This window comes from Microbacterium sp. CSI-V, from assembly GCF_001984105.1.
In the GTDB taxonomy this organism is placed as follows: domain Bacteria; phylum Actinomycetota; class Actinomycetes; order Actinomycetales; family Microbacteriaceae; genus Microbacterium.
Map to the genome: position 1 here is coordinate 1 of NZ_MTQM01000006.1, position 18,736 is coordinate 18,736.

At 70.9% G+C, this 18,736-nt stretch carries 16 protein-coding genes; 10 read left to right on the forward strand and 6 right to left on the reverse strand.

Annotated features, from left to right (window positions below):
- Together CSIV_RS02540 and CSIV_RS02545 are read right to left on the reverse strand one after the other, a co-directional pair.
- Positions 1 to 316, reverse strand: a 316-nt coding sequence (locus CSIV_RS02540; protein WP_175627541.1) for an FAD-dependent oxidoreductase, incomplete at its 3' end; no start/stop codon positions are given.
- 9 nt (positions 317 to 325) lie between these two features.
- Entirely contained in the window at positions 326 to 967 is a 642-nt protein-coding gene (locus CSIV_RS02545) for a copper resistance CopC family protein (protein ID WP_238592326.1), read from the reverse strand.
- Positions 968 to 1,226: 259 nt separating this feature from the next.
- Here CSIV_RS02545 and CSIV_RS02550 point away from each other — a divergent pair, with 259 nt between their 5' ends.
- The 3 genes from CSIV_RS02550 to CSIV_RS02560 all read left to right on the forward strand — a co-directional run bounded on the left by CSIV_RS02550 (position 1,227) and on the right by CSIV_RS02560 (position 3,046).
- Positions 1,227 to 1,721, forward strand: a complete 495-nt coding sequence (locus CSIV_RS02550; RefSeq protein ID WP_077049866.1) for an FHA domain-containing protein — start codon at positions 1,227 to 1,229, stop codon at positions 1,719 to 1,721.
- Complete coding sequence (gene ftsR, locus CSIV_RS02555) at positions 1,721 to 2,407, forward strand: transcriptional regulator FtsR (protein WP_077049867.1); 687 nt, start codon at positions 1,721 to 1,723, stop codon at positions 2,405 to 2,407. The genes CSIV_RS02550 and ftsR overlap by 1 nt, the downstream gene beginning before the upstream one ends.
- Positions 2,408 to 2,503: 96 nt before the next feature.
- Complete coding sequence (locus tag CSIV_RS02560; protein ID WP_077049868.1) at positions 2,504 to 3,046, forward strand: MerR family transcriptional regulator; 543 nt, start codon at positions 2,504 to 2,506, stop codon at positions 3,044 to 3,046.
- Positions 3,047 to 3,184: 138 nt separating this feature from the next.
- Here CSIV_RS02560 and CSIV_RS02565 read toward each other — a convergent pair whose 3' ends face one another.
- Positions 3,185 to 3,997, reverse strand: coding sequence for a ParA family protein (locus tag CSIV_RS02565; protein WP_077049869.1), 813 nt, complete (start codon positions 3,995 to 3,997; stop codon positions 3,185 to 3,187).
- Positions 3,998 to 4,066: 69 nt separating this feature from the next.
- On the opposite strand from CSIV_RS02565, the gene CSIV_RS02570 reads away from it, so the two are divergent.
- From CSIV_RS02570 to CSIV_RS02580, 3 genes are read left to right on the forward strand one after another with little or no spacing between them, the layout of a single operon-like run.
- Entirely contained in the window at positions 4,067 to 7,474 is a 3,408-nt protein-coding gene (locus tag CSIV_RS02570; protein ID WP_077049870.1) for a pyruvate carboxylase, read from the forward strand.
- 47 nt (positions 7,475 to 7,521) lie between these two features.
- Positions 7,522 to 9,639, forward strand: a complete 2,118-nt coding sequence (locus CSIV_RS02575) for a MinD/ParA family ATP-binding protein (protein WP_077049871.1) — start codon at positions 7,522 to 7,524, stop codon at positions 9,637 to 9,639.
- Positions 9,636 to 10,127, forward strand: a complete 492-nt coding sequence (locus CSIV_RS02580; RefSeq protein ID WP_077049872.1) for a peptide deformylase — start codon at positions 9,636 to 9,638, stop codon at positions 10,125 to 10,127. Before CSIV_RS02575 ends, CSIV_RS02580 begins: the two co-directional genes overlap by 4 nt.
- A 66-nt stretch (positions 10,128 to 10,193) precedes the next feature.
- Here CSIV_RS02580 and CSIV_RS02585 read toward each other — a convergent pair whose 3' ends face one another.
- A complete protein-coding gene (locus CSIV_RS02585) occupies positions 10,194 to 12,020 on the reverse strand; it encodes an AMP-dependent synthetase/ligase (protein ID WP_077049873.1) in 1,827 nt (608 codons plus the stop codon).
- A gap of 159 nt (positions 12,021 to 12,179) precedes the next feature.
- On the opposite strand from CSIV_RS02585, the gene CSIV_RS02590 reads away from it, so the two are divergent.
- Genes CSIV_RS02590 through CSIV_RS02600 form a run of 3 tightly spaced genes read left to right on the forward strand, consistent with a single transcriptional unit; the run spans position 12,180 to position 15,178 of the window.
- Positions 12,180 to 13,115: an ROK family glucokinase gene (locus tag CSIV_RS02590; RefSeq protein ID WP_077049874.1), complete on the forward strand. Its 936-nt coding sequence runs from the start codon at positions 12,180 to 12,182 to the stop codon at positions 13,113 to 13,115.
- A 2-nt stretch (positions 13,116 to 13,117) separates the two neighbouring features.
- A complete protein-coding gene (locus CSIV_RS02595; protein ID WP_077049875.1) occupies positions 13,118 to 13,831 on the forward strand; it encodes a lysophospholipid acyltransferase family protein in 714 nt (237 codons plus the stop codon).
- A 9-nt stretch (positions 13,832 to 13,840) separates the two neighbouring features.
- Complete coding sequence (locus CSIV_RS02600) at positions 13,841 to 15,178, forward strand: class II 3-deoxy-7-phosphoheptulonate synthase (protein ID WP_077049876.1); 1,338 nt, start codon at positions 13,841 to 13,843, stop codon at positions 15,176 to 15,178.
- 62 nt (positions 15,179 to 15,240) lie between these two features.
- Here CSIV_RS02600 and pknB read toward each other — a convergent pair whose 3' ends face one another.
- Together pknB and CSIV_RS02610 are read right to left on the reverse strand one after the other, a co-directional pair.
- Positions 15,241 to 17,187 (reverse strand): Stk1 family PASTA domain-containing Ser/Thr kinase, encoded by a 1,947-nt coding sequence (pknB, locus tag CSIV_RS02605; RefSeq protein WP_077049877.1) that lies wholly within the window; start codon positions 17,185 to 17,187, stop codon positions 15,241 to 15,243.
- 54 nt (positions 17,188 to 17,241) lie between these two features.
- Complete coding sequence (locus CSIV_RS02610; protein WP_077049878.1) at positions 17,242 to 18,246, reverse strand: LysM peptidoglycan-binding domain-containing protein; 1,005 nt, start codon at positions 18,244 to 18,246, stop codon at positions 17,242 to 17,244.
- Between the two features lie 137 nt (positions 18,247 to 18,383).
- Between CSIV_RS02610 and CSIV_RS02615 the strand changes: the two genes are divergently transcribed.
- Entirely contained in the window at positions 18,384 to 18,728 is a 345-nt protein-coding gene (locus tag CSIV_RS02615; protein WP_077049879.1) for an Rv2175c family DNA-binding protein, read from the forward strand.
- The last annotated feature ends 8 nt before the right edge of the window (positions 18,729 to 18,736 follow it).

Consider the following 18,736-nt stretch of genomic DNA (forward strand, 5'->3'; position numbering starts at 1 on the left):
CCTTGTTCTTCTTCATCAGGTAGTGGATGCCCTTGACGTGGCCGGCCGCGACCGAGCGCGAGCGGTCGAACGCGGTGCCGAAGTCGAAGTGCACGTCGCCGGAGATGCCGAACAGGTCGGCCTTCGCGTGGAACGTGTGCGCGAGGTCGGCGTTGCGCAGCAGCGCCTTGGAGGGGATGCAGCCGACGTTGAGGCACACACCGCCCCAGTACTTCTCTTCGATGACCGCGACCGACAGCCCCAGCTGCGCGCCGCGCACGGCTGCGACGTACCCGCCGGGACCCGCACCAAGAATGACCAGATCGTAATGAGGCATGCTCTCAGCCTATCGTCCGGCGGTCCCCGCGGAGCCGCTTCCCGTGGAGCCCCGGCGGCCACGGACGACGAACAGCCAGACCACGAGTCCGACAACGATGAGGAGGGCCACGGCCAGCAGGATCCACGGCAGGGGAGAGGCCTCCGAGGTGTTCTCGGTCGGGGCGCTCGTGGCCGTCACCGTGACCGTGGGCTCGGGCGTCGGCGTCGCCGACGGGGTCGTGGTGGGGGTGGCCGTCGGGGTCGGGGTCGGGGCGGCCGGGACCGTGAACGAGAAGGTGCCGTCGATGGGGTGGCCGTCGCTGGAGACGACGCGCCACACGACGGTCACGGCGCCGGATGCCGTTCCCGCCAGACCCTGGGTGACCACCGTGCCCGACACCGTCGGCGCCCCGTCGGTGAGAGAGGTGCCGGCGGCATCCGTCACCTGGATCACGGTCGCGCCCTCGGAATCGAGGATGTCGGCGCTGTAGCTCAGGGTGATCTGCGCCGGCAGGGCGTCCAGCACCGCGTCCGCGGAGGGATCGGAGGACACCAGTTCGTCGTGCGCGAAGGCCGGCGATGCCGGGACGAGAAGCGCCGCGAGGGCGACGGCGGCCGCGGCGAGGACGGCGGGCAGGGTGCGCCGACGCGGCGCGGAGGTCGTGGTCACGCCCCCGACCCTAGCGAGATCGTCCGGGCGAGTCCTGACAGCGGGCGTCGCCGACGGATGACGCGCGGGGTGACCTGGACTCGACAGGGCCGACCCGGGGTGGATAGGTTCGAGTGTCCCCCGTCGCACCGAGCCGCTACCCGAAAGCGGTCCGCACCGTCGACGTGGGAAGAACACATACATTCCATGGCCTGTGCGAGGGTCGAACGGCCACTCCGGCTCGGAGTCGGTCGACTATGGTGGAAATGAAGGAGAAGCCGTGGACGAGACCCGCAGATTCGAGCGCGACGACATCCGCCGCGCCGCGGACGCCTCCGCGTCCGACCGCTCGAACGACACGACGCAGACGTTCGGTCACGATGCCGACCTGTCGTTCGTCCCCTTCGGCGCCGACCTCAACGAGGCCGAGCTCGAGGCCATCGAGGCGCTGCCCTCGGGTGCCGCGCTCCTGATCGTCCGCTCCGGTCCCACGACGGGTGCGCGCTATCTGCTCGACACCGATGTGACGACCGTGGGTCGCCATCCTGAGGCCGACATCTTCTTCGACGACGTCACCGTCTCGCGTCGTCACGCCGAGATCACCCGGGCGGGATCCGCCTTCGAGATCGTCGACCAGCGCTCGCTCAACGGCAGCTACGTCAACGGCGAGCGCGTCGACCGCTCCGCGCTGGTGAACGGCGCCGAGGTGCGCATCGGCAAGTTCCGTCTGAACTTCTTCGGTTCGCCCGTCGATCTCCCGTCGGCAGAGCACTGATGGCGGCAGCCCCCGCCCGCGGTCGTACGGCGGCCTCGGGGCTGTTGAGCATCGGACAGGTCCTCGCGCGGCTCACTCCCGAGTTCCCCGCGCTGTCCTCCAGCAAGCTGCGGTTCCTCGAGGTGCAGGGGATCGTCTCCCCGACGCGCACCGACTCCGGCTACCGCAAGTTCTCGCCGGCCGACCTCGAGCGCCTGCGTCTCGCGCTCACGCTGCAGCGCGACCACTATCTTCCGCTCGCCGTCATCCGCGAGTACCTCGCCGACGTCGACGCGGGCCGCAACCCCGCACCCCCGACCGCGATCGCGTCGATGACGAACGCCCCGCGACGCTATCGCCGTGACGAGCTGCTCTCGGCCGCGGGGGCTGCGCCCCAGCTCCTGAACGACGCCATCAGCACCGGCGTGATCACCGGGGCCGAGACCTATCCCGAGCAGACCGTGTCGCTGCTGCGTACACTCGTCGCCCTCGACCGGCACGGCATCGAGCCGCGCCACGTGCGCTCGCTCCGGCAGAGTGCCGAGCGCGAGGCGGCGCTCGTCGAATCCGCCCTGTCCGCGTTGCTGCGGCGACCGGATGCGGCGTCCCGTGCGCGCGCGAGCGAGCTCGCGCCCGAGTTGGCGGCGCGTCTGGACGAGGTCCGGACCCTGTTCGTGCGCGAAGCGATCGACCGGATCCTGTCCTGATCGCGACACGCCGACCTCCGCGCGTCGGATGTCGTTGCCGGGGGACCCTGGCTGATCTAGCGTGGAAGCAACGAGCCGATGAGGAGGAACGCGAGCATGAACGCTGGCGACGCACTCGGTGAACCACGGTTCGCCACCGATCTCCTCTTCACCGACGGTCTTCCCGAGATGGACGACGACACGGGCTACCGCGGCGCGGTGGCCGCCCGGGCCGCCGGCATCACCTACCGCCAGCTCGACTACTGGGCCCGCACCGAACTCGTGGTCCCGACCGTCCGCGGAGCGAGCGGTTCCGGCTCGCAGCGGCTGTACGGTTTCCGCGACATCCTCGTCCTGAAGCTCGTCAAGCGTCTGCTCGACACGGGCATCTCGCTGCAGCAGATCCGCACCGCGGTCGATCAGCTCCGTGCGGCCGGCATCCGCGATCTCGCGGGCACGACGCTGATGAGCGACGGCGCATCGGTCTACCTCTGCACGTCGAACGACGAGGTCATCGACCTCGTGAGCCGCGGCCAGGGCGTCTTCGGCATCGCCGTCGGCAAGGTGCTGCGCGAGGTCGAGTCGACGCTCGTCGACTTCGAGTCCGCGACCGAGGCTGTCGACGAACTCGCCGCCCGTCGCGCGGCCCGCACCGCCTGACAGCCCCCCCCTTACGTAAGACCCCCGGATGCCGCGGCATCCGGGGGTCTTACGTTTCCTCAGGCGTGAGGTGTCGATTTTTGTCGCCTGCAGGTCTCCGCAGGCGACAAAAATTGACCCCTCACGCGCGAGACGATCTCAGGACTGCGGAGCGTCGGAGGCCACCGGGATGCGGCCGGTGCGGACGATGCGGTCCAGCAGGGCGTCGAAGTCGGCGGCCAGCTCCTGCGCGGAGTCGCCGGGCCAGACGTGCAACGGCTTGGCCGCTCCCTGCGCCTGCTGCAGCGACGTGCGCTCGGGGAGCTGCGGGTTCAGCACGAGCGGCCCGAACATGTCGCGCAGCTCCTTGATGCGGAACTGGTGCTCGATCGACTGCGGACGCACGCGGTTGACCACGACGCCGAGCGGCTGGAGGCGCGGGGAGAGGCCGCGACGGATCTCCTCGATGGCGCGCAGGGCGCGGTCGGCTGCGGCGACCGAGAAGAGGCCCGGCTCGGTCACGACGATGACGCGATCGCTGGCGGCCCACGCCGTGCGGGTCAGCGCGTTCAGCGACGGCGCGCAGTCGATCAGCACGAGGTCGTACTCGGACTCGATCGTCGCGAGGGCCTCCTCGAGCTTCCAGACGTCGCGCACGCTCGGGTGCGGACCGTCGAAGTTGATGGCCGACGGGCTGCCGATGAGCACGTCGATCGTGCCGGGGTGGACCTTCGCCCATCCGCTGGAGGTGATCGCCTGACGGACGACCTTCTCCTTGGGGTTGGCCAGGACGTCGGCGATGTTCAGCCGGCCGGCGACCTGGATGTCCATACCGGTGGACACATCGGACTGCGGGTCGAGGTCGACGACGAGAGTGCGAACGCCACGTGCGAAGGCGGCGGAGGCCAGCCCGAGCGTCACGGTCGTCTTGCCGACCCCGCCTTTCAAAGAGCTGACGGAGAGTACGTGCACGAGCGTCTACGTTACCTTCCCCTAGGCTGTGAGCACATTCAGCTCCGCCGCATTGACGTGAGGGTGTGCATGTTCTCGAAAATCCTGGTCGCCAATCGCGGAGAGATCGCCATCCGCGCGTTCCGCGCCGCCTACGAGGTGGGAGCCCGCACCGTCGCGGTCTACCCCTACGAGGATCGCGCGTCGCTGCACCGACTGAAAGCCGACGAGGCGTACCAGATCGGGGAGCGCGGGCACCCGGTGCGCGCCTATCTCGACGTCGATGAGATCATCCGCGTCGCCCGCGAGTGCGGGGCGGATGCCATCTACCCCGGCTACGGATTCCTGTCGGAGAACCCCGAGCTGGCCGAGAAGGCTGCCGCGCACGGCATCACCTTCATCGGCCCGCCGGCCGACGTGCTCTCGATGGCCGGCAACAAGGTGACGGCGAAGGAGCACGCCGTCGCCGCCGGAGTGCCGGTGCTGCGCTCGACGGCGGCCTCCGACGACGTGGACGCGCTCGTCGCCCAGGCGGACGAGATCGGGTTCCCGCTCTTCGCGAAAGCCGTGGCCGGCGGCGGCGGGCGCGGCATGCGCCGCGTGGAGTCCCTCGGCGAACTCGCTCCGGCCCTGGCCGAGGCGATGCGCGAGGCGCAGAGCGCGTTCGGCGACCCGCGGATGTTCCTCGAGCAGGCCGTGCGGCGTCCGCGTCACGTCGAGGTGCAGATCTTGGCGGATGCCACGGGCGAGACGGTCCATCTCTTCGAGCGGGACTGCTCGGTGCAGCGCCGTCACCAGAAGGTGATCGAGATCGCGCCGGCCCCGAACCTCGACGACACCGTGCGCGCAGACCTGCACCGGTACGCCGTCGCGTTCGCGCGCTCGATCGGGTACCAGAACGCCGGCACCGTGGAGTTCCTGCTCGAGACGGCGGGACCCCGGACGGGCGAGGTCGTCTTCATCGAGATGAACCCGCGCATCCAGGTCGAGCACACCGTGACCGAGGAGGTCACGGACGTGGATCTCGTCCAGTCGCAGATGCGCATCGCCGCGGGCCAGACGCTCGCCGACCTCCAGCTCACGCAGGATCAGATCCGCCTCCGCGGTGCCGCGCTGCAGTGCCGCATCACGACGGAAGACCCCACGCAGGGTTTCCGTCCCGACACGGGCAAGATCACGACCTACCGCTCGCCCGGCGGCGCCGGGGTGCGCCTGGACGGCGGCACCACCGCGGCGGGGTCGCAGATCAGCCCCCACTTCGACTCGATGCTGTCCAAGCTCACGTGCCGCGGACGCGACTTCCCGGCCGCGGTCGCCCGTGCCCGTCGCGCACTCGCGGAGTTCCGCATCCGCGGCGTCTCGACGAACATCCCGTTCCTGCAGGCGGTGCTGGACGACCCCGCGTTCGTCGCGGGCGACCTCAGCACGTCCTTCATCGACGAGCGGCCCGAGCTGCTCCGCGGCCGCGAATCGAAGGACCGCGGCACGAAGGTGCTGTCGTGGCTCGTCGACACCACGGTCAACCGCCCCAACGGCGACAACCCGCTCTCCGTCGATCCGGGCATCAAGCTCCCCGTCATCGATCTCGCCGCCCCGGCTCCCGCCGGCTCGCGTCAGCGCCTCCGGGAGCTGGGTCCCGCGGGCTTCGCGCGGGCGCTGCGCGAGCAGACCGCCCTCGCCGTCACCGAGACGACGTTCCGCGACGCGCACCAGTCGCTCCTCGCGACGCGCGTGCGCACGCGCGACCTCGCGCGGGTCGCCCCCTACGTCGCCCGGCTCACCCCGCAGCTGCTGTCCGTGGAGGCGTGGGGCGGGGCGACCTACGACGTCGCCCTCCGTTTCCTCGGTGAAGACCCGTGGGAGCGTCTCGACGTGCTCCGTCAGGCTCTGCCGAACGTGGCCATCCAGATGCTCCTGCGCGGACGCAACACCGTCGGCTACACCCCGTACCCGACGGAGGTGACGGACGCGTTCGTCGCCGAGGCCGCGGCATCCGGGATCGACATCTTCCGGATCTTCGACGCGCTCAACGACGTCTCGCAGATGCGTCCCGCGATCGACGCGGTCCTGGCCACCGGCACCGCCGTCGCCGAGGTCGCCGTCTGCTACACCGGCGACCTGCTCGACCCGGGCGAAGACCTTTACACGCTCGACTACTACCTGCGTCTGGCCGAGCAGATCGTCGAGGCGGGCGCGCACATCCTCGCGGTCAAGGACATGGCGGGTCTCCTGCGTCCCGCCGCGGCGGCACGACTGGTGACGGCTCTGCGCGAGCGGTTCGACGTGCCGGTGCACGTCCACACGCACGACACCGCCGGCGGTCAGCTCGCGACCCTGCTGGCCGCCTCGGCGGCAGGGGCGGATGCCGTGGACGCGGCGGCCGCGCCCATGTCGGGCACCACGAGTCAGCCGTCCTTGTCGGCTCTCGTCGCCGCTCTCGCGCACACCGAGCGGGACACCGGTCTCGATCTCGCCGCGGTGTCCGGCCTCGAGCCGTACTGGGAGGCGGTGCGCCACCTGTACCGCCCGTTCGAGTCGGGTCTGCCCGGCCCCACCGGCCGCGTGTACCACCACGAGATCCCGGGCGGGCAGCTGTCGAATCTCCGCCAGCAGGCCATCGCTCTCGGTCTCGCCGACGACTTCGAGCTCATCGAGGACATGTACGCGGCGGCGAACCGCATCCTCGGTCGCGTCCCGAAGGTCACCCCCTCGTCCAAGGTCGTGGGAGACTTGGCGCTTCACCTGGCCGCGGTGAAGGCCGACCCGGACGACTTCGAGCGCAACCCGGAGAAGTACGATGTCCCCGATTCGGTGGTGTCGTTCATGGCGGGCGAGCTGGGCGACCTCCCCGGCGGCTGGCCCGAGCCGTTCCGCTCGAAGGTGCTCGCCGGTCGTGATGTGAAGCACGGGGTCACACCGCTCACGTCCGAGGACACCGCGGCCCTCGCCGGCGACGCGGCGACCCGACGCGCCCGACTGAACGCGCTGCTGTTCCCCGCTCCGACCCGCACGTTCCTCGAGACGCGGGCGGCCTACGGCGACCTCAGCGTGCTCGACACGGCCGACTACCTCTACGGTCTCCGTGCCGGCGAGGAGCACACGGTCGAGATCGAGCGCGGCGTGCAGTTGTTCGTCGGTCTCGAAGCCATCGGCGACGCGGACGACAAGGGCATGCGTACCGTCATGACCACCCTGAACGGCCAGCTGCGGCCGGTGTTCGTGCGGGACCGCTCGATCGACGTCCAGGCGCGCCAGGCCGAGAAGGCCGACACGTCCAAGCCCGGCCAGGTGGCCGCCCCGTTCTCCGGTGTGGTCACCCTGAAGGCCGCCGCGGGGGACCGCGTCGCCGCCGGGCAGGCGGTCGCCTCGATCGAGGCCATGAAGATGGAGGCGGCGATCACGAGCCCGGTCGACGGCGTCGTCGAGCGACTCACCGTCGCACCTACGCAGCAGGTGGAAGCGGGCGACCTTTTGCTCGTCGTCCGTCCCTCGCAGTAGCCTGAAAGGGGGCGCTGTTCGCGCCCTCTTTTTCTTTGGAGACGGCAGTGACCCCCGACCGCACCGACGAGACCCCCGACGACGGCGCCGAACACGGTGTCCTCGACGACAGCGGAAACCTCGACACCACCAGCATCAGCATCCTCGGCGAGCACATCGCGCAGGTCAACGTCGACCTGCCGGTGTCCGACGACGATGACGTCGACGACGACGTCGTCGAGGACGAGATGCCGGTCATCGACCCCGAGTCCCGCGCCTTCGAGGTCGTCGGCATCGTGCATGTGCCCGACGCCGACGAGCTCCCGCTTCTCACGCACGTTCCCGACCCCGAGGTCGCTGCTCCCGCGGACGACTCGGAGCTCGGCGAACCGCCGACCGGCGACATCGTCCTCGAGCCGCACGAGGGTCCCGCGGACGACGACGCCGAGGTCCACGAGGCCGAGATCGTCCACGAGGCCGAGATCGTCCACGACGACGACGACGTCGCAGCAGAGAAAGAAGCCTCGGTCGAGCCTCTCCCCGAGCGCGCGGAGGCGGATGCCGAAGCCGAGGACGCCTCGGGCGTGACGCCGGTGGACGAGGATGACGACGTCGAGGTGCTCTCCGTGGACGGAAGCGACGACGATCTCGACGCCGCCGAAGAGCAGCCGGTCGCCGCGGAGCCGGAGCCCGCGGTCGCGGACGCGGACAGCGCCCCGGAGGCCGCCGTCGACGAACCCCACGACCTCGCCGACGGCGACACGATCGAACCGCCGACCGCGCACGGGACGGATCAGGGGAGCGAGCAGCAGGCCGAGACCCGTGAGGACGAGCCCGGCGCCTCCGTCGTGGCGGAGCCCGCGACCGAGCAGGAGCCGGCCGCCGAGCCCGTCGCGGTGCACGAGCCCGAGTCGGTGGTGGAGCACGAGAGCGCCCTCGCCTCGGAGCCGGTCGCCGCGGAGCCGCAGCCCGAGCCCGTCGCCGTCGATTCGAAGGCCGCTTCCCCGGCCGCCACCGACGAGGGAGACGCCCCCGCGCCCTCCACCGGGCCCGTGCCCCGTACCCGCGCCGAACTGGCCGCCACGGGAGTGATCGGCACCGTTCCCCTCACACGTCGAGAGGTGCACCAGGCCGACGAGGCCGCGCGCGTCGGCCGTGTCCACGCGACCGAGCGGGTGCGCACACCGGGTGCCGACGTCACGCTGGCCTCCAAGCGCCTCGGCGAGATCGACGACACGCGCGAGAGCCCCGACCTCCTCACCGCCGACCGTCTTCTCGACCCGCGCCAGATCGCCCGGCCCGAGCCCGAGGGGCTGTGGCAGCAGCTGGTGTACTCGGTGTCTCGCCACCGCATCAACCTCGGTGACGGCCGTCGCGCCCGTGCTCGCAAGGACCTCGACCGTCGGATCGGCGCGCCGCTGGCGGGCGAGGCCCGTTTCGTCCCGGTCCTGTCGCGCAAGGGCGGTGTGGGGAAGACCACGGTCACCTCGCTCCTGGGCATGGCCCTCGCCGACGCGCGCGACGACCGTGTGATCGCCGTGGACGCCAACCCCGACCGCGGTACCCTCGCCGACCGTGTCGGTCGCGCCAACGGCCGTACCGTACGCGATCTCGTGCGCGCCCACGACGAGGTCGAGGGCTACAGCGACGTGTCGTCGATCGTCGCCCGCGACTCGACGCGTCTGGACGTGCTGGCATCCGATTCCGATCCCCGCGTCTCCGAGGCGTTCAGCGACGAGGACTACCGCCGGGTCGCCGACGTCGCCGCCCACTACTACTCGATCGTGCTCACGGACACCGGCACGGGAATCGTCCACTCCGTCATGGAGGCGACGCTCGAGCTCGCCGACTCGCTGGTCGTGGTGGCAGGGCTGTCCGTCGACGAGGCCCGCCTCGCCTCCGAGACGCTCACCTGGCTGGAGACCAACGGGTACGCCGAGCGCGTCCGCGGCGCCGTCGTCGTGCTGAACAACGCCCGGCCGGGCGTCCCGCTCGTGCGCGAGAGCGAGCTCGAGGCGCACTTCCGCAGCCGCGTCCGCGCCGTCATCCGGATGCCGTACGACAGCCATGTCGCCGCCGGGAGCGCGATCGCCTTCCGCGATCTGCAGCCGGCGACGCGGCAGGCCGCGCGCGAACTCGCCGCCGCCGTGGTGGAGGGACTCCGGACCCCGGCGGCCGTCGCATGACCGTCCGTCCCATCCGTCTCTTCGGCGACCCCGTCCTGCGCGCGCCCAGTGCGCCGATCGAGACGATCGACGACGGCATCCGGGCCCTCGTCCGCGACCTGGTCGACACGGTCGAGCCTCCGGGGCGCGCCGGTGTCGCCGCCCCGCAGATCGGTGTCGGCCTCCGGGCGTTCAGCTACAACATCGACGGCGACATCGGCTACGTGCTGAACCCCGTCCTCGTCGAGACGCGCGGCGAGCCGGAGCTGGTGGGGGAGGGATGCCTCTCCGTCCCCGGCATCTGGCACGAGGCCCTGCGCTACCCGTGGGCGAAGGTCGTCGGCATCGACCTCGAGGGTGACGAGGTCGTGCTCGAGGGCGAGGGCCTCCTCGCTCAAGCGTTGCAGCACGAGACCGACCACCTGGACGGCAAGCTCTACCTTTCCCGCCTGCCGGCCGAGAGCCGGCGGGAAGCGATGCGGCAGATCCGCGAGAGCGACTGGTTCTGACGCGTCTCCCCGACAACGGAACGGCCCGGCCCCTGTGTGGGGAGCCGGGCCGTTGCGTTTTCCGCGTCAGGGCAACGAGACGTTCGTGGTGTTGATCGGAACGGCGTAGATGTCCTCGATCGCGTCGGCGAAGTCGGAGACGATGACGTTGCGCTTGATGCTCATCTTCGGCGTGAGGTGACCGCTCGCCTCCGTCCACTCCGTGGGAAGGATCGTGAACTTGCGGATCGACTCCGCACGGGAGACGCGGGTATTCGCCCGGTCGATCGCCCCCTGCACCTCGGCGCGCACCTTCTCGTTCGTCGCCGCGTCGGCGAGCGACAGGTCGGCCGGAAGCCCGTTGTTCGCGAGCCAGGTCGGCAGCATCTCGGGGTCGAGGGTCACGAGCGCGGAGATGAACGGCTTGTGGTCGCCGACGACGACGACCTGACCGACGATCGGGTTGGCGCGGATGGGGTCCTCGAGCGCGGCGGGGGCGACGTTCTTGCCGCCGGCCGTGACGATGATCTCCTTCTTGCGGCCCGTGATCGAGAGGAAGCCGTCGGCGTCGAACGCTCCGATGTCGCCGGTCTTGAACCATTCGCCGTCGAACGCCTCGGCGGTGGCCTCGGGGTTGCGCCAGTATTCGGCGAACACGTTGATGCCGCGCACCTGGATCTCGCCGTCGTCCGCGAGGCGCACGCCCACGCCCGGCAGGACGGGGCCCACGGTGCCGATCTTCGACTTCGTCGCCAGGTTCACGGTCGCGGGAGCCGTCGTCTCGGTGAGGCCGTAGCCCTCGAGGATGACCACGCCGAGGCTGCGGAAGAAGTGCCCCAGTCGCGGGCCGAGGGGAGCCGAGCCCGAGACGGCGTAGACGATGCGCCCGCCCATGGCGGCGCGGAGCTTCGAGTACACCAGCCGATCGAACAGGGCGAACTTGATCTTCAGCAGGAGGGGGATCGACTTGCCCTGCTGCTCGCGCTCGGAATGCTCGATGGCCGCCGCGGCGGCGGCGCGGAAGATCTTGCCCTTGCCGCCGGCTTCGGCCTTCTGCTCGGCCGAGTTGTAGACCTTCTCGAACACGCGCGGAACGGCAAGGAGGAAGGTCGGCTGGAAGGATCCGAGCGCGGGGAGCAACTGCTTGGTGTCGGGCTGGTGGCCCGTCTTCACGCCGGCGTGCACGTTCAGCAGGGAGATGAAGCGGGCGAACACGTGCGCGGTGGTGATGAACAGCAGAGTGGAGGCGCCGGGCGTCTCGACGACCTCGTGCAGCGCCTTGGCGGAGTTGCGGGCGAGCTCGACGAAGTTGCCGTGCGTGAGCACGCAGCCCTTCGGGCGACCGGTCGAGCCCGAGGTGTAGATCAGCGTCGCGATGTCGGAGCTGTTGGCGATCGTGCGGCGACGGGCGATCTCGGCATCCTCGACGTCCTTCCCGCGCGAGACGAGCGCATCCAGGTCGCCGGCGTGCATGGCCCACACCTCGCGCACCAGCGGGAGGTCGCTGCGCACCTCGTCGAGGCGCTGCGCGTGTTCGGGGGACTCCACGATCGCGGCGGTCGCGCCGGAGTCGGAGAGGATCCACGAGATCTGCGTGGGCGAACTCGTCTCGTACACGGGCACCATGACGGCGCCGGCGTAGAAGAGCGCGAAGTCCACGAGCGTCCAGTCGTAGGTCGTGCGCGCGATGAACCCGACCTTCTCGCCGGGTTGGATGCCGGCGGCGACGAAACCCTTCGCGAGGGCGACGACCTGCTGCTCGAAGTCGCGGGCGGAGACGTCGCGCCAGCCGGAGCCGTCGGGAACGGCGAACAGCGCCCGGTCGGGCGTCGCCGCCACCCGGTCGGCGAGCAGGTCGGACGCGTTCGCGGACGGGTCGGCGGGAACGACGGGAGGAAGGTCGAACTGGATCACGGCAACTCCTTTGTGTACCGGAAAGAAGGTCGATCGGTCCGTCGAGTCTAGTCGTACGCCGCCGCCGCCCTCGGCGGCCCCGGCGGTGTCGGCGCGGTTCCGCGCTGATGACTAGACTGCTGCGGGCCGAGCCGCGGGGCTTGCCGGGAGGGGAGCGCGGTGCGCAACATCGGTATCGACATCGGCGGCACGAAGATCGCCGGGGGCGTGGTCGACGAGGACGGCACGATCGTCGAGAAGCTCCGGGTGGACACCCCGATCGATCCCGCCGCGCTCGTGGATGCCGTCGTCGACATGGCCGATCACCTCCGCCGCTCGTACGAGGTGCACGCCATCGGCGTCGCCGCGGCCGGGTTCATCAGCCGCGACCGCAGCACCGTCATCTACGCCCCGAACATCGACTGGCGCGACGAGCCGTTGCGCGCCCGCCTCGAGGGGCGCCTGGACACGCCGGTGACGATCGAGAACGACGCCAACGCCGCCGGGTGGGGCGAGTACCGTTTCGGCGCCGGTCAGGGCGTCCGCGACATGGTCATGCTCACCATGGGCACCGGCGTCGGCGGGGCCGTCGTCTCCGACGGCGAGCTGTTCCGCGGCGGCCACGGCATCGGCGCCGAGCTCGGCCACCTGCGCTTCGTCCGCGGCGGGCACCCGTGCGGATGCGGACAGAACGGATGCCTCGAGCAGTACGCCTCCGGCCGCGCGCTGCAGCGCGAGGCCAACGCGATCGCCGACGAGGGCGGCATCGGGGCGGCCCTGGCCGCCGTCCGTGCGGAGAAGGGGGCGATCCCGGGGCCTGCGGTCTCGCGCCTGGTGCTCGCCGGCGACGCCGGTGCGCTCGAGGCGCTGCGGCGGGTGGCGACGGCCCTCGGCGAGGCGTGCGGTGGTTTCCAGGCGGTCCTCGACCCCGAGCTGTTCGTGATCGGCGGCGGAGTGGCGCAGCTGGGCACCGACCTGCTCGTGCCGGTGAAGCTCGCGTACGAGACCTCTCTCCCGGGGTACGGTGAACGTCCGGTGGCGGAATTCACCATCGCGCGGCTGGGCAACGACGCCGGTCTCATCGGGGTCGCCGACCTCGCCGGGAAGGAGCGCTGACGATGTTCTACTGGCTCATGAAGTACGTGGTCATCGGACCGGTCATCAAGGCCGTGTTCCGTCCGTGGATCGTGGGCCGACGGAACATCCCCGGCGACGGCGCGGCGATCCTCGCCAGCAACCACCTGTCGTTCTCGGACTCGATCTTCCTCCCGCTCATGATCGACCGGCGCATGGCCTTCCTCGCCAAGAGCGACTACTTCACGGGGCGCGGCCTGAAGGGCTGGGCGACGCGCCTGTTCTTCACGGCGACGGGGCAGCTTCCGATCGACCGCTCGGGCGGCAAGGCCTCCGAGGCCTCGCTGAACACGGGCCTCGGCGTCCTGGGCCGCGGCGAGCTCCTCGGGATCTACCCCGAGGGCACCCGCAGCCCCGACGGAACCCTGTACCGCGGACGCACGGGGATCGCGCGCATGGCGCTCGAAGCGCGCGTGCCCGTCATCCCCGTCGTGATGGTCGACACCGGTGCGGTCATGCCGATCGGCCAGCGACTGCCGCGCGTCGGGCGGGTGGGGATCGTCATCGGCGAACCGCTCGACTTCTCGCGGTTCGAGGGGATGGAGAGCGATCGCTACATCCTCCGCTCGGTCACGGACGAGATCATGGTGGCCCTGCAACGGCTCGGCGAGCAGCGGTACGAGGACGTGTACGCCTCCACGGTGAAGGACCGTCTGGCCAGTGCGCAGGCGGCGAAGGCGCCGTCGGCCCGCCACTAGACTTCAGGGGTGAATCAGCAGCTCCACGACCTCGACCACTGGCGGACCCTGCCCATCAAGCAGCAGCCCCAGTGGTATGACGAGGCCGCGGTGGCCGCGGCATCCGCCGAACTGGCCACCCTTCCGCCGCTCGTCTTCGCCGGCGAAGTCGACATCCTCCGCGACCGTCTGGCCCGGGCCGCCGCCGGCCAGGCCTTCCTCCTCCAGGGCGGTGACTGCGCCGAGACCTTCGCCGGTGCCACCGCGGAGCAGATCCGCAACCGCATCAAGACGGTGCTGCAGATGGCGGTCGTCCTCACCTACGGCGCGTCGATGCCCGTGGTGAAGATGGGCCGGATGGCGGGGCAGTTCGCCAAGCCCCGCTCCAGCGACACCGAGACCCGCGGCGACGTGACCCTCCCCGCCTACCGCGGCGACATCGTCAACGGGTACGACTTCACCGAGGAGTCCCGCAAGGCCGATCCCGCGCGCCTGCTGAAGGGGTACCACACCGCCGCCTCGACGCTGAACCTGATCCGCGCGTTCACGCAGGGCGGCTTCGCCGACCTCCGCGAGGTGCACAGCTGGAACAAGGGCTTCGCGTCCAACCCCGCTAACCAGGCCTACGAGAGCATGGCGGCCGAGATCGACCGTGCGATCAAGTTCATGGAGGCCGCCGGCGCGGACTTCGACGAGCTGACGCGCGTGGAGTTCTACACCGGCCACGAGGGTCTGCTCATGGACTACGAGCGCCCGATGACCCGCATCGACTCGCGTACGGGCCTGGCGTACAACACCTCGTCGCACTTCCAGTGGATCGGCGAGCGCACCCGCGAGCTCGACGGCGCGCACGTCGACTACTTCTCGAAGATCCGCAACCCCATCGGGGTCAAGCTGGGCCCGACGACGACGCCCGAGACGGCGCTCGCCCTCATCGACAAGCTCGACCCCGAGCGCGAGCCCGGTCGGCTCACGTTCATCACGCGCATGGGCGCGGGCAAGATCCGCGATGCCCTGCCGCCGCTGCTCGAGGCCGTGCGCGCGTCGGGCGCGACGCCCCTGTGGGTCACCGACCCGATGCACGGCAACGGCATCACCACGCCGACGGGGTACAAGACGCGGCGCTTCGACGACGTCGTCGACGAGGTGCGCGGGTTCTTCGAGGCGCACCGCTCCGTGGGCACGCACCCCGGTGGCATCCACGTCGAACTCACCGGAGACGACGTCACCGAGTGCCTCGGCGGCTCGGAGCAGATCGACGAGGCCACCCTCGCGACGCGCTACGAGAGCCTGTGCGATCCGCGTCTGAACCACCGTCAGAGCCTCGAGCTCGCGTTCCTCGTGGCCGAGGAGCTCGAGAACCGCTGACCCGGCTGCACGACAGACGCCCCCGATCCGTGTGATCGGGGGCGTTTCTCGTGCGGTGAGGGCTACAGCGTGGGCGTCAGCGTGACGGTGCTGCCCTGTGGCGCATTCGTTCCCGCCTTGGGGTTGGTCGAACGGACCTTGTAGATGTCCCAGTACTTGAAGCCGAGGGGGAGCGTGCCGTCGTCGATCCCGGCGTTGACCTCGAAGCCCAGGCCTTGCAGCGTGGTGACGGCCTCGCGGATCGTCATCCCGACGACGTTCTCGGGGATCTGCACCGGTCGGGGCCCGATCGACACGCGGAGGGTGACGGTGTCATTCGGGCGCCAATTGCCGCCGCCGTCGCGATCGCCGATGCCGATGACCGTGCCCGACGGAACGGAGTTGTTGTACTCCTCGGACGTGGTGGTCTGCAGCTGCGCGTCGCTCATCGCCCGCTCGGCCTGCGCGGTGGTGAGCCCCACCACGTCGGGGATCGGGCCCAGCGACGTCACGAGCGCGGCCGCATCGCCCTCGAGCACAGTGCAGCCCTGGGTGCAGTCGATCGCCTCGCCACCGGCGCGCGGGGTGATGCTGACCCCGAGCACGGTTCCCGCCCCCGCGTCCGTGAACTCCGACGTCGTGCCGGACACTCCGATGTAGGCCGACTCGAGGATGCCGTTGACCTCGTCCGTCCCCTTGCCGGCGAGGGCGGGAAGGTCGTGCGAGGCCGGGCCGATCGAGACGAAGACCGTGACCACGGTGCCTTTGTCGAGTCGGACGTCGACCTCGGGGTCGGACCCGACCGTGGTGCCCGCCGGGATCTCCCGATCGTTGACCTCCTGCGCCTGGGCGCCGAGCTGCTCCTGCGTCAGCAGGGCCTCGGCCTGGGCGAAGCTCATCCGCGAGACGTCGGGCACGGCCACGAGCGATCCCGGACCGGACCCGAACCACCACCCGGCGGTCGCGGCGCCGGCGGCGAGCATCAGCACGAGCGCGAAGAGCCAGATGCCGCGCGTGGTGCGGCGACGCGTGCGCTGGCTCAAGCGCGTGGCGTTGTCGACGTCGTCCTGCGGGGTGGACGGCACGACCGCGGTCTGCGGCAGCACCTTGGTCAGTTCGCGGGACTCCTCGGCGCTGGCCGCCACGGTGCCGACGGCGACGGCCCGCGCCACCTGCGGCGCGAGGCCCAACTCCTTCTCGATGTCGCGCAGTCGGGCGAGCATCGTCCCCGCGTCGAGCGGGCGCTCGGCGGGCTCGCGCTCGGTGGCCCACAGGACCAGCTCGTCGAGCTGCTCGGGGACTCCCGGGTTCTTCGCGCTCGGGCGCGGAACCGAGTCCGTGGCGTGCTGATACGCGATCTGCATCGGCTGCTCGCCCTTGTAGGGCTGCTCGCCGACGAGCATCTCGTAGAGCACGATGCCGAGCGAGTAGATGTCGCTGCGCGCGTCCGCGGTGCCGCGCGTGACGAGTTCGGGCGCCAGATACGCGATCGTGCCCATCAGCTGCGCACCGCTGGCGGTGTTGGCGGTGGTGGCGCGGGCGAGTCCGAAGTCGCCGATCTTGATCCGGCCGTCCTCGGCCAGCAGGACGTTCTCGGGCTTGACGTCGCGGTGGACGATGCCGGCGCGATGGGCGGCCGCGAGGCCGGAGAGGATGGCATCCATGATCGTCAGGGTCTGATCGACCGTGAGGCGCTTGTGCTCGCGTAGGAGCTCGCGCAGCGTGATCCCGGGCAGGTACTCCATGACGAGGTACGCCATGTCGCCGTCCTGGCCCTGGTCGAAGACGTTGACGACGTGCGGGTCGGACAGTCGCGCAGCCGACCGCGCCTCCTGAATGAAGCGGCTCTGGAACACGGTGTCGTCGCTGAGATGGCCGTGCATGACCTTCAGCGCGACCCGGCGCTCGAGCCGCAGGTCGGTCGCGACGTACACGGTCGCCATGCCGCCGCGCGCGATGCGCGCGCGCACCCGGTACCGGCCGTCGACGAGACGGCCGATCAGCGGGTCGGCCTGCTGACTCGTGCTCACGGGACGAGTCTACGGAGCGCCCCCTGGGAGCCCGGGGAGCGGCTCACCTTCGCATCAGCCGAGAACCGCGATCCAGGCGGTCGCCGGCGACTCCCACTGCGCGTAGCGATCGGGGTACGCCGAGATCTGCACCGCCTGCGCGGCGTCGGCGTAGGCCATGCCCTCCCATCCGGGGATGTCGAGCAGGCCGCGGGTCGCCGAGCCGTTGGGGTCGCCCGCGCCACCGTAGAAGACGCGCGTCGCGCGTTCGCGGTCGAGGATCTGATCGGGCGCTCCCCAGCCGCTGCTCGGTCGCTGCTGGAACAGGCCCAGCGAGTCGCGGTCGCCCCAGTCGAGGTTGCGGAGCCACGATTCCTGCATGGCGGTGCCGAGGGCGATCGCGATGCCGCGGTCCGAGACGCCCAGCTCCCGGCCGATACGGATGATGAGCCGGGCGTTGTCGGCCTGTTCGGCGTCGAGTCCGGGCGCCGTCGCCGGACCCGCGGATGCCGCGACCCCGGTCGCCGCGGCGGATTCGGCCGAGGGGATCTGGAGCGTCTCGCCCGGGTAGATGATCGACGCGCGGGTCAGGCCGTTCGCCGCCAGGACCGCGTCGGTGGAGACGCCGTTGGCGGCGGCGATGGCCGATACGGTGTCGCCCGGGCGCACCTCGTGCGTGCGCCCGCTCGGCGCGGGAGCAGGGGGTGCCTCCGTGGTCGCCGGCGGGGGAGGCGCCGGTGCGGCGGGGACCAGCGCGAGCACCTGTCCCGGCCGGATGATGCTGCCCGCCTCGAGGCCGTTCGCCGCGAGGACGGCGGCGGTGTCCAGCCCGTGCGCGCGGGCGATCGCCCAGACCGTGTCGCCGGCCTGCACGGTGTACGACACCGGGGGTGCTGCGCTCGCGCGGACGGGGGAGCCGAGCGTCGCGGGTGCGGGGGGTACGGCGGACAGGGCGGGCGCCGGCGGGGCGGCGTGCGCCGCGTTCTCGCCGGAGAGGGCGAGCGCGATCGTGCCGGCCACGGCTGCGGGCCAGACGGTCAGGCCGCGCGGGCGCGCGGGCAGGGGAGGGAGTCGTCGCATGGTGGGGGATCCGTTCTTCCGACTGCCCGCCACCGTCGCACGCGACGTGACGGATGTCAACGCATGAGGTTGTTGTGACGGGTGTGACGGATGCGGTTCGCGTGCTCGTTCCCGGGCCGGGATGAGATAGTGGCAGGGTGACCGACACGCCCCGCTTCGCGACTGAATGGCTGACCCTTCCCGACCTCGTCGAGGTGCTCGGGGAGCCTCTCGGGCGCGTCCGCCGACTGCTGGACGACAACTACCTGGTGGGCACGCGACGCGACGGCGTCCTGCGGGTGCCGGCGGTGTTCATCGTCGACGGTCGCCCGCTGCCGTCGCTGCGCGGCACGATCATCGTGCTCCACGACGTCGGGTTCGACGCCGACGAGACCATCGACTGGCTCTTCGCGCCGGAGGAGACCATCGGAGTCGCTCCGATCGAAGCGCTCCTGGCTGGACGCAAGAGCGAAGTGCGCCGCGTGGCGGCCGCGCTGGCCTGATCCCGATC

What these genes read in the sequence shown, in the direction of transcription:
- CSIV_RS02570 (WP_077049870.1), top strand. Translation starts at nt 4,067, where the DNA reads ATGTTCTCGAAAATCCTGGTCGCCAATCGCGGAGAGATCGCCATCCGC.
- CSIV_RS02560 (WP_077049868.1), top strand. Translation starts at nt 2,504, where the DNA reads ATGAACGCTGGCGACGCACTCGGTGAACCACGGTTCGCCACCGATCTC.
- ftsR (WP_077049867.1), top strand. Translation starts at nt 1,721, where the DNA reads ATGGCGGCAGCCCCCGCCCGCGGTCGTACGGCGGCCTCGGGGCTGTTG.
- CSIV_RS02610 (WP_077049878.1), bottom strand. Translation starts at nt 18,246, where the DNA reads ATGCGACGACTCCCTCCCCTGCCCGCGCGCCCGCGCGGCCTGACCGTC.
- CSIV_RS02580 (WP_077049872.1), top strand. Translation starts at nt 9,636, where the DNA reads ATGACCGTCCGTCCCATCCGTCTCTTCGGCGACCCCGTCCTGCGCGCG.
- CSIV_RS02595 (WP_077049875.1), top strand. Translation starts at nt 13,118, where the DNA reads ATGTTCTACTGGCTCATGAAGTACGTGGTCATCGGACCGGTCATCAAG.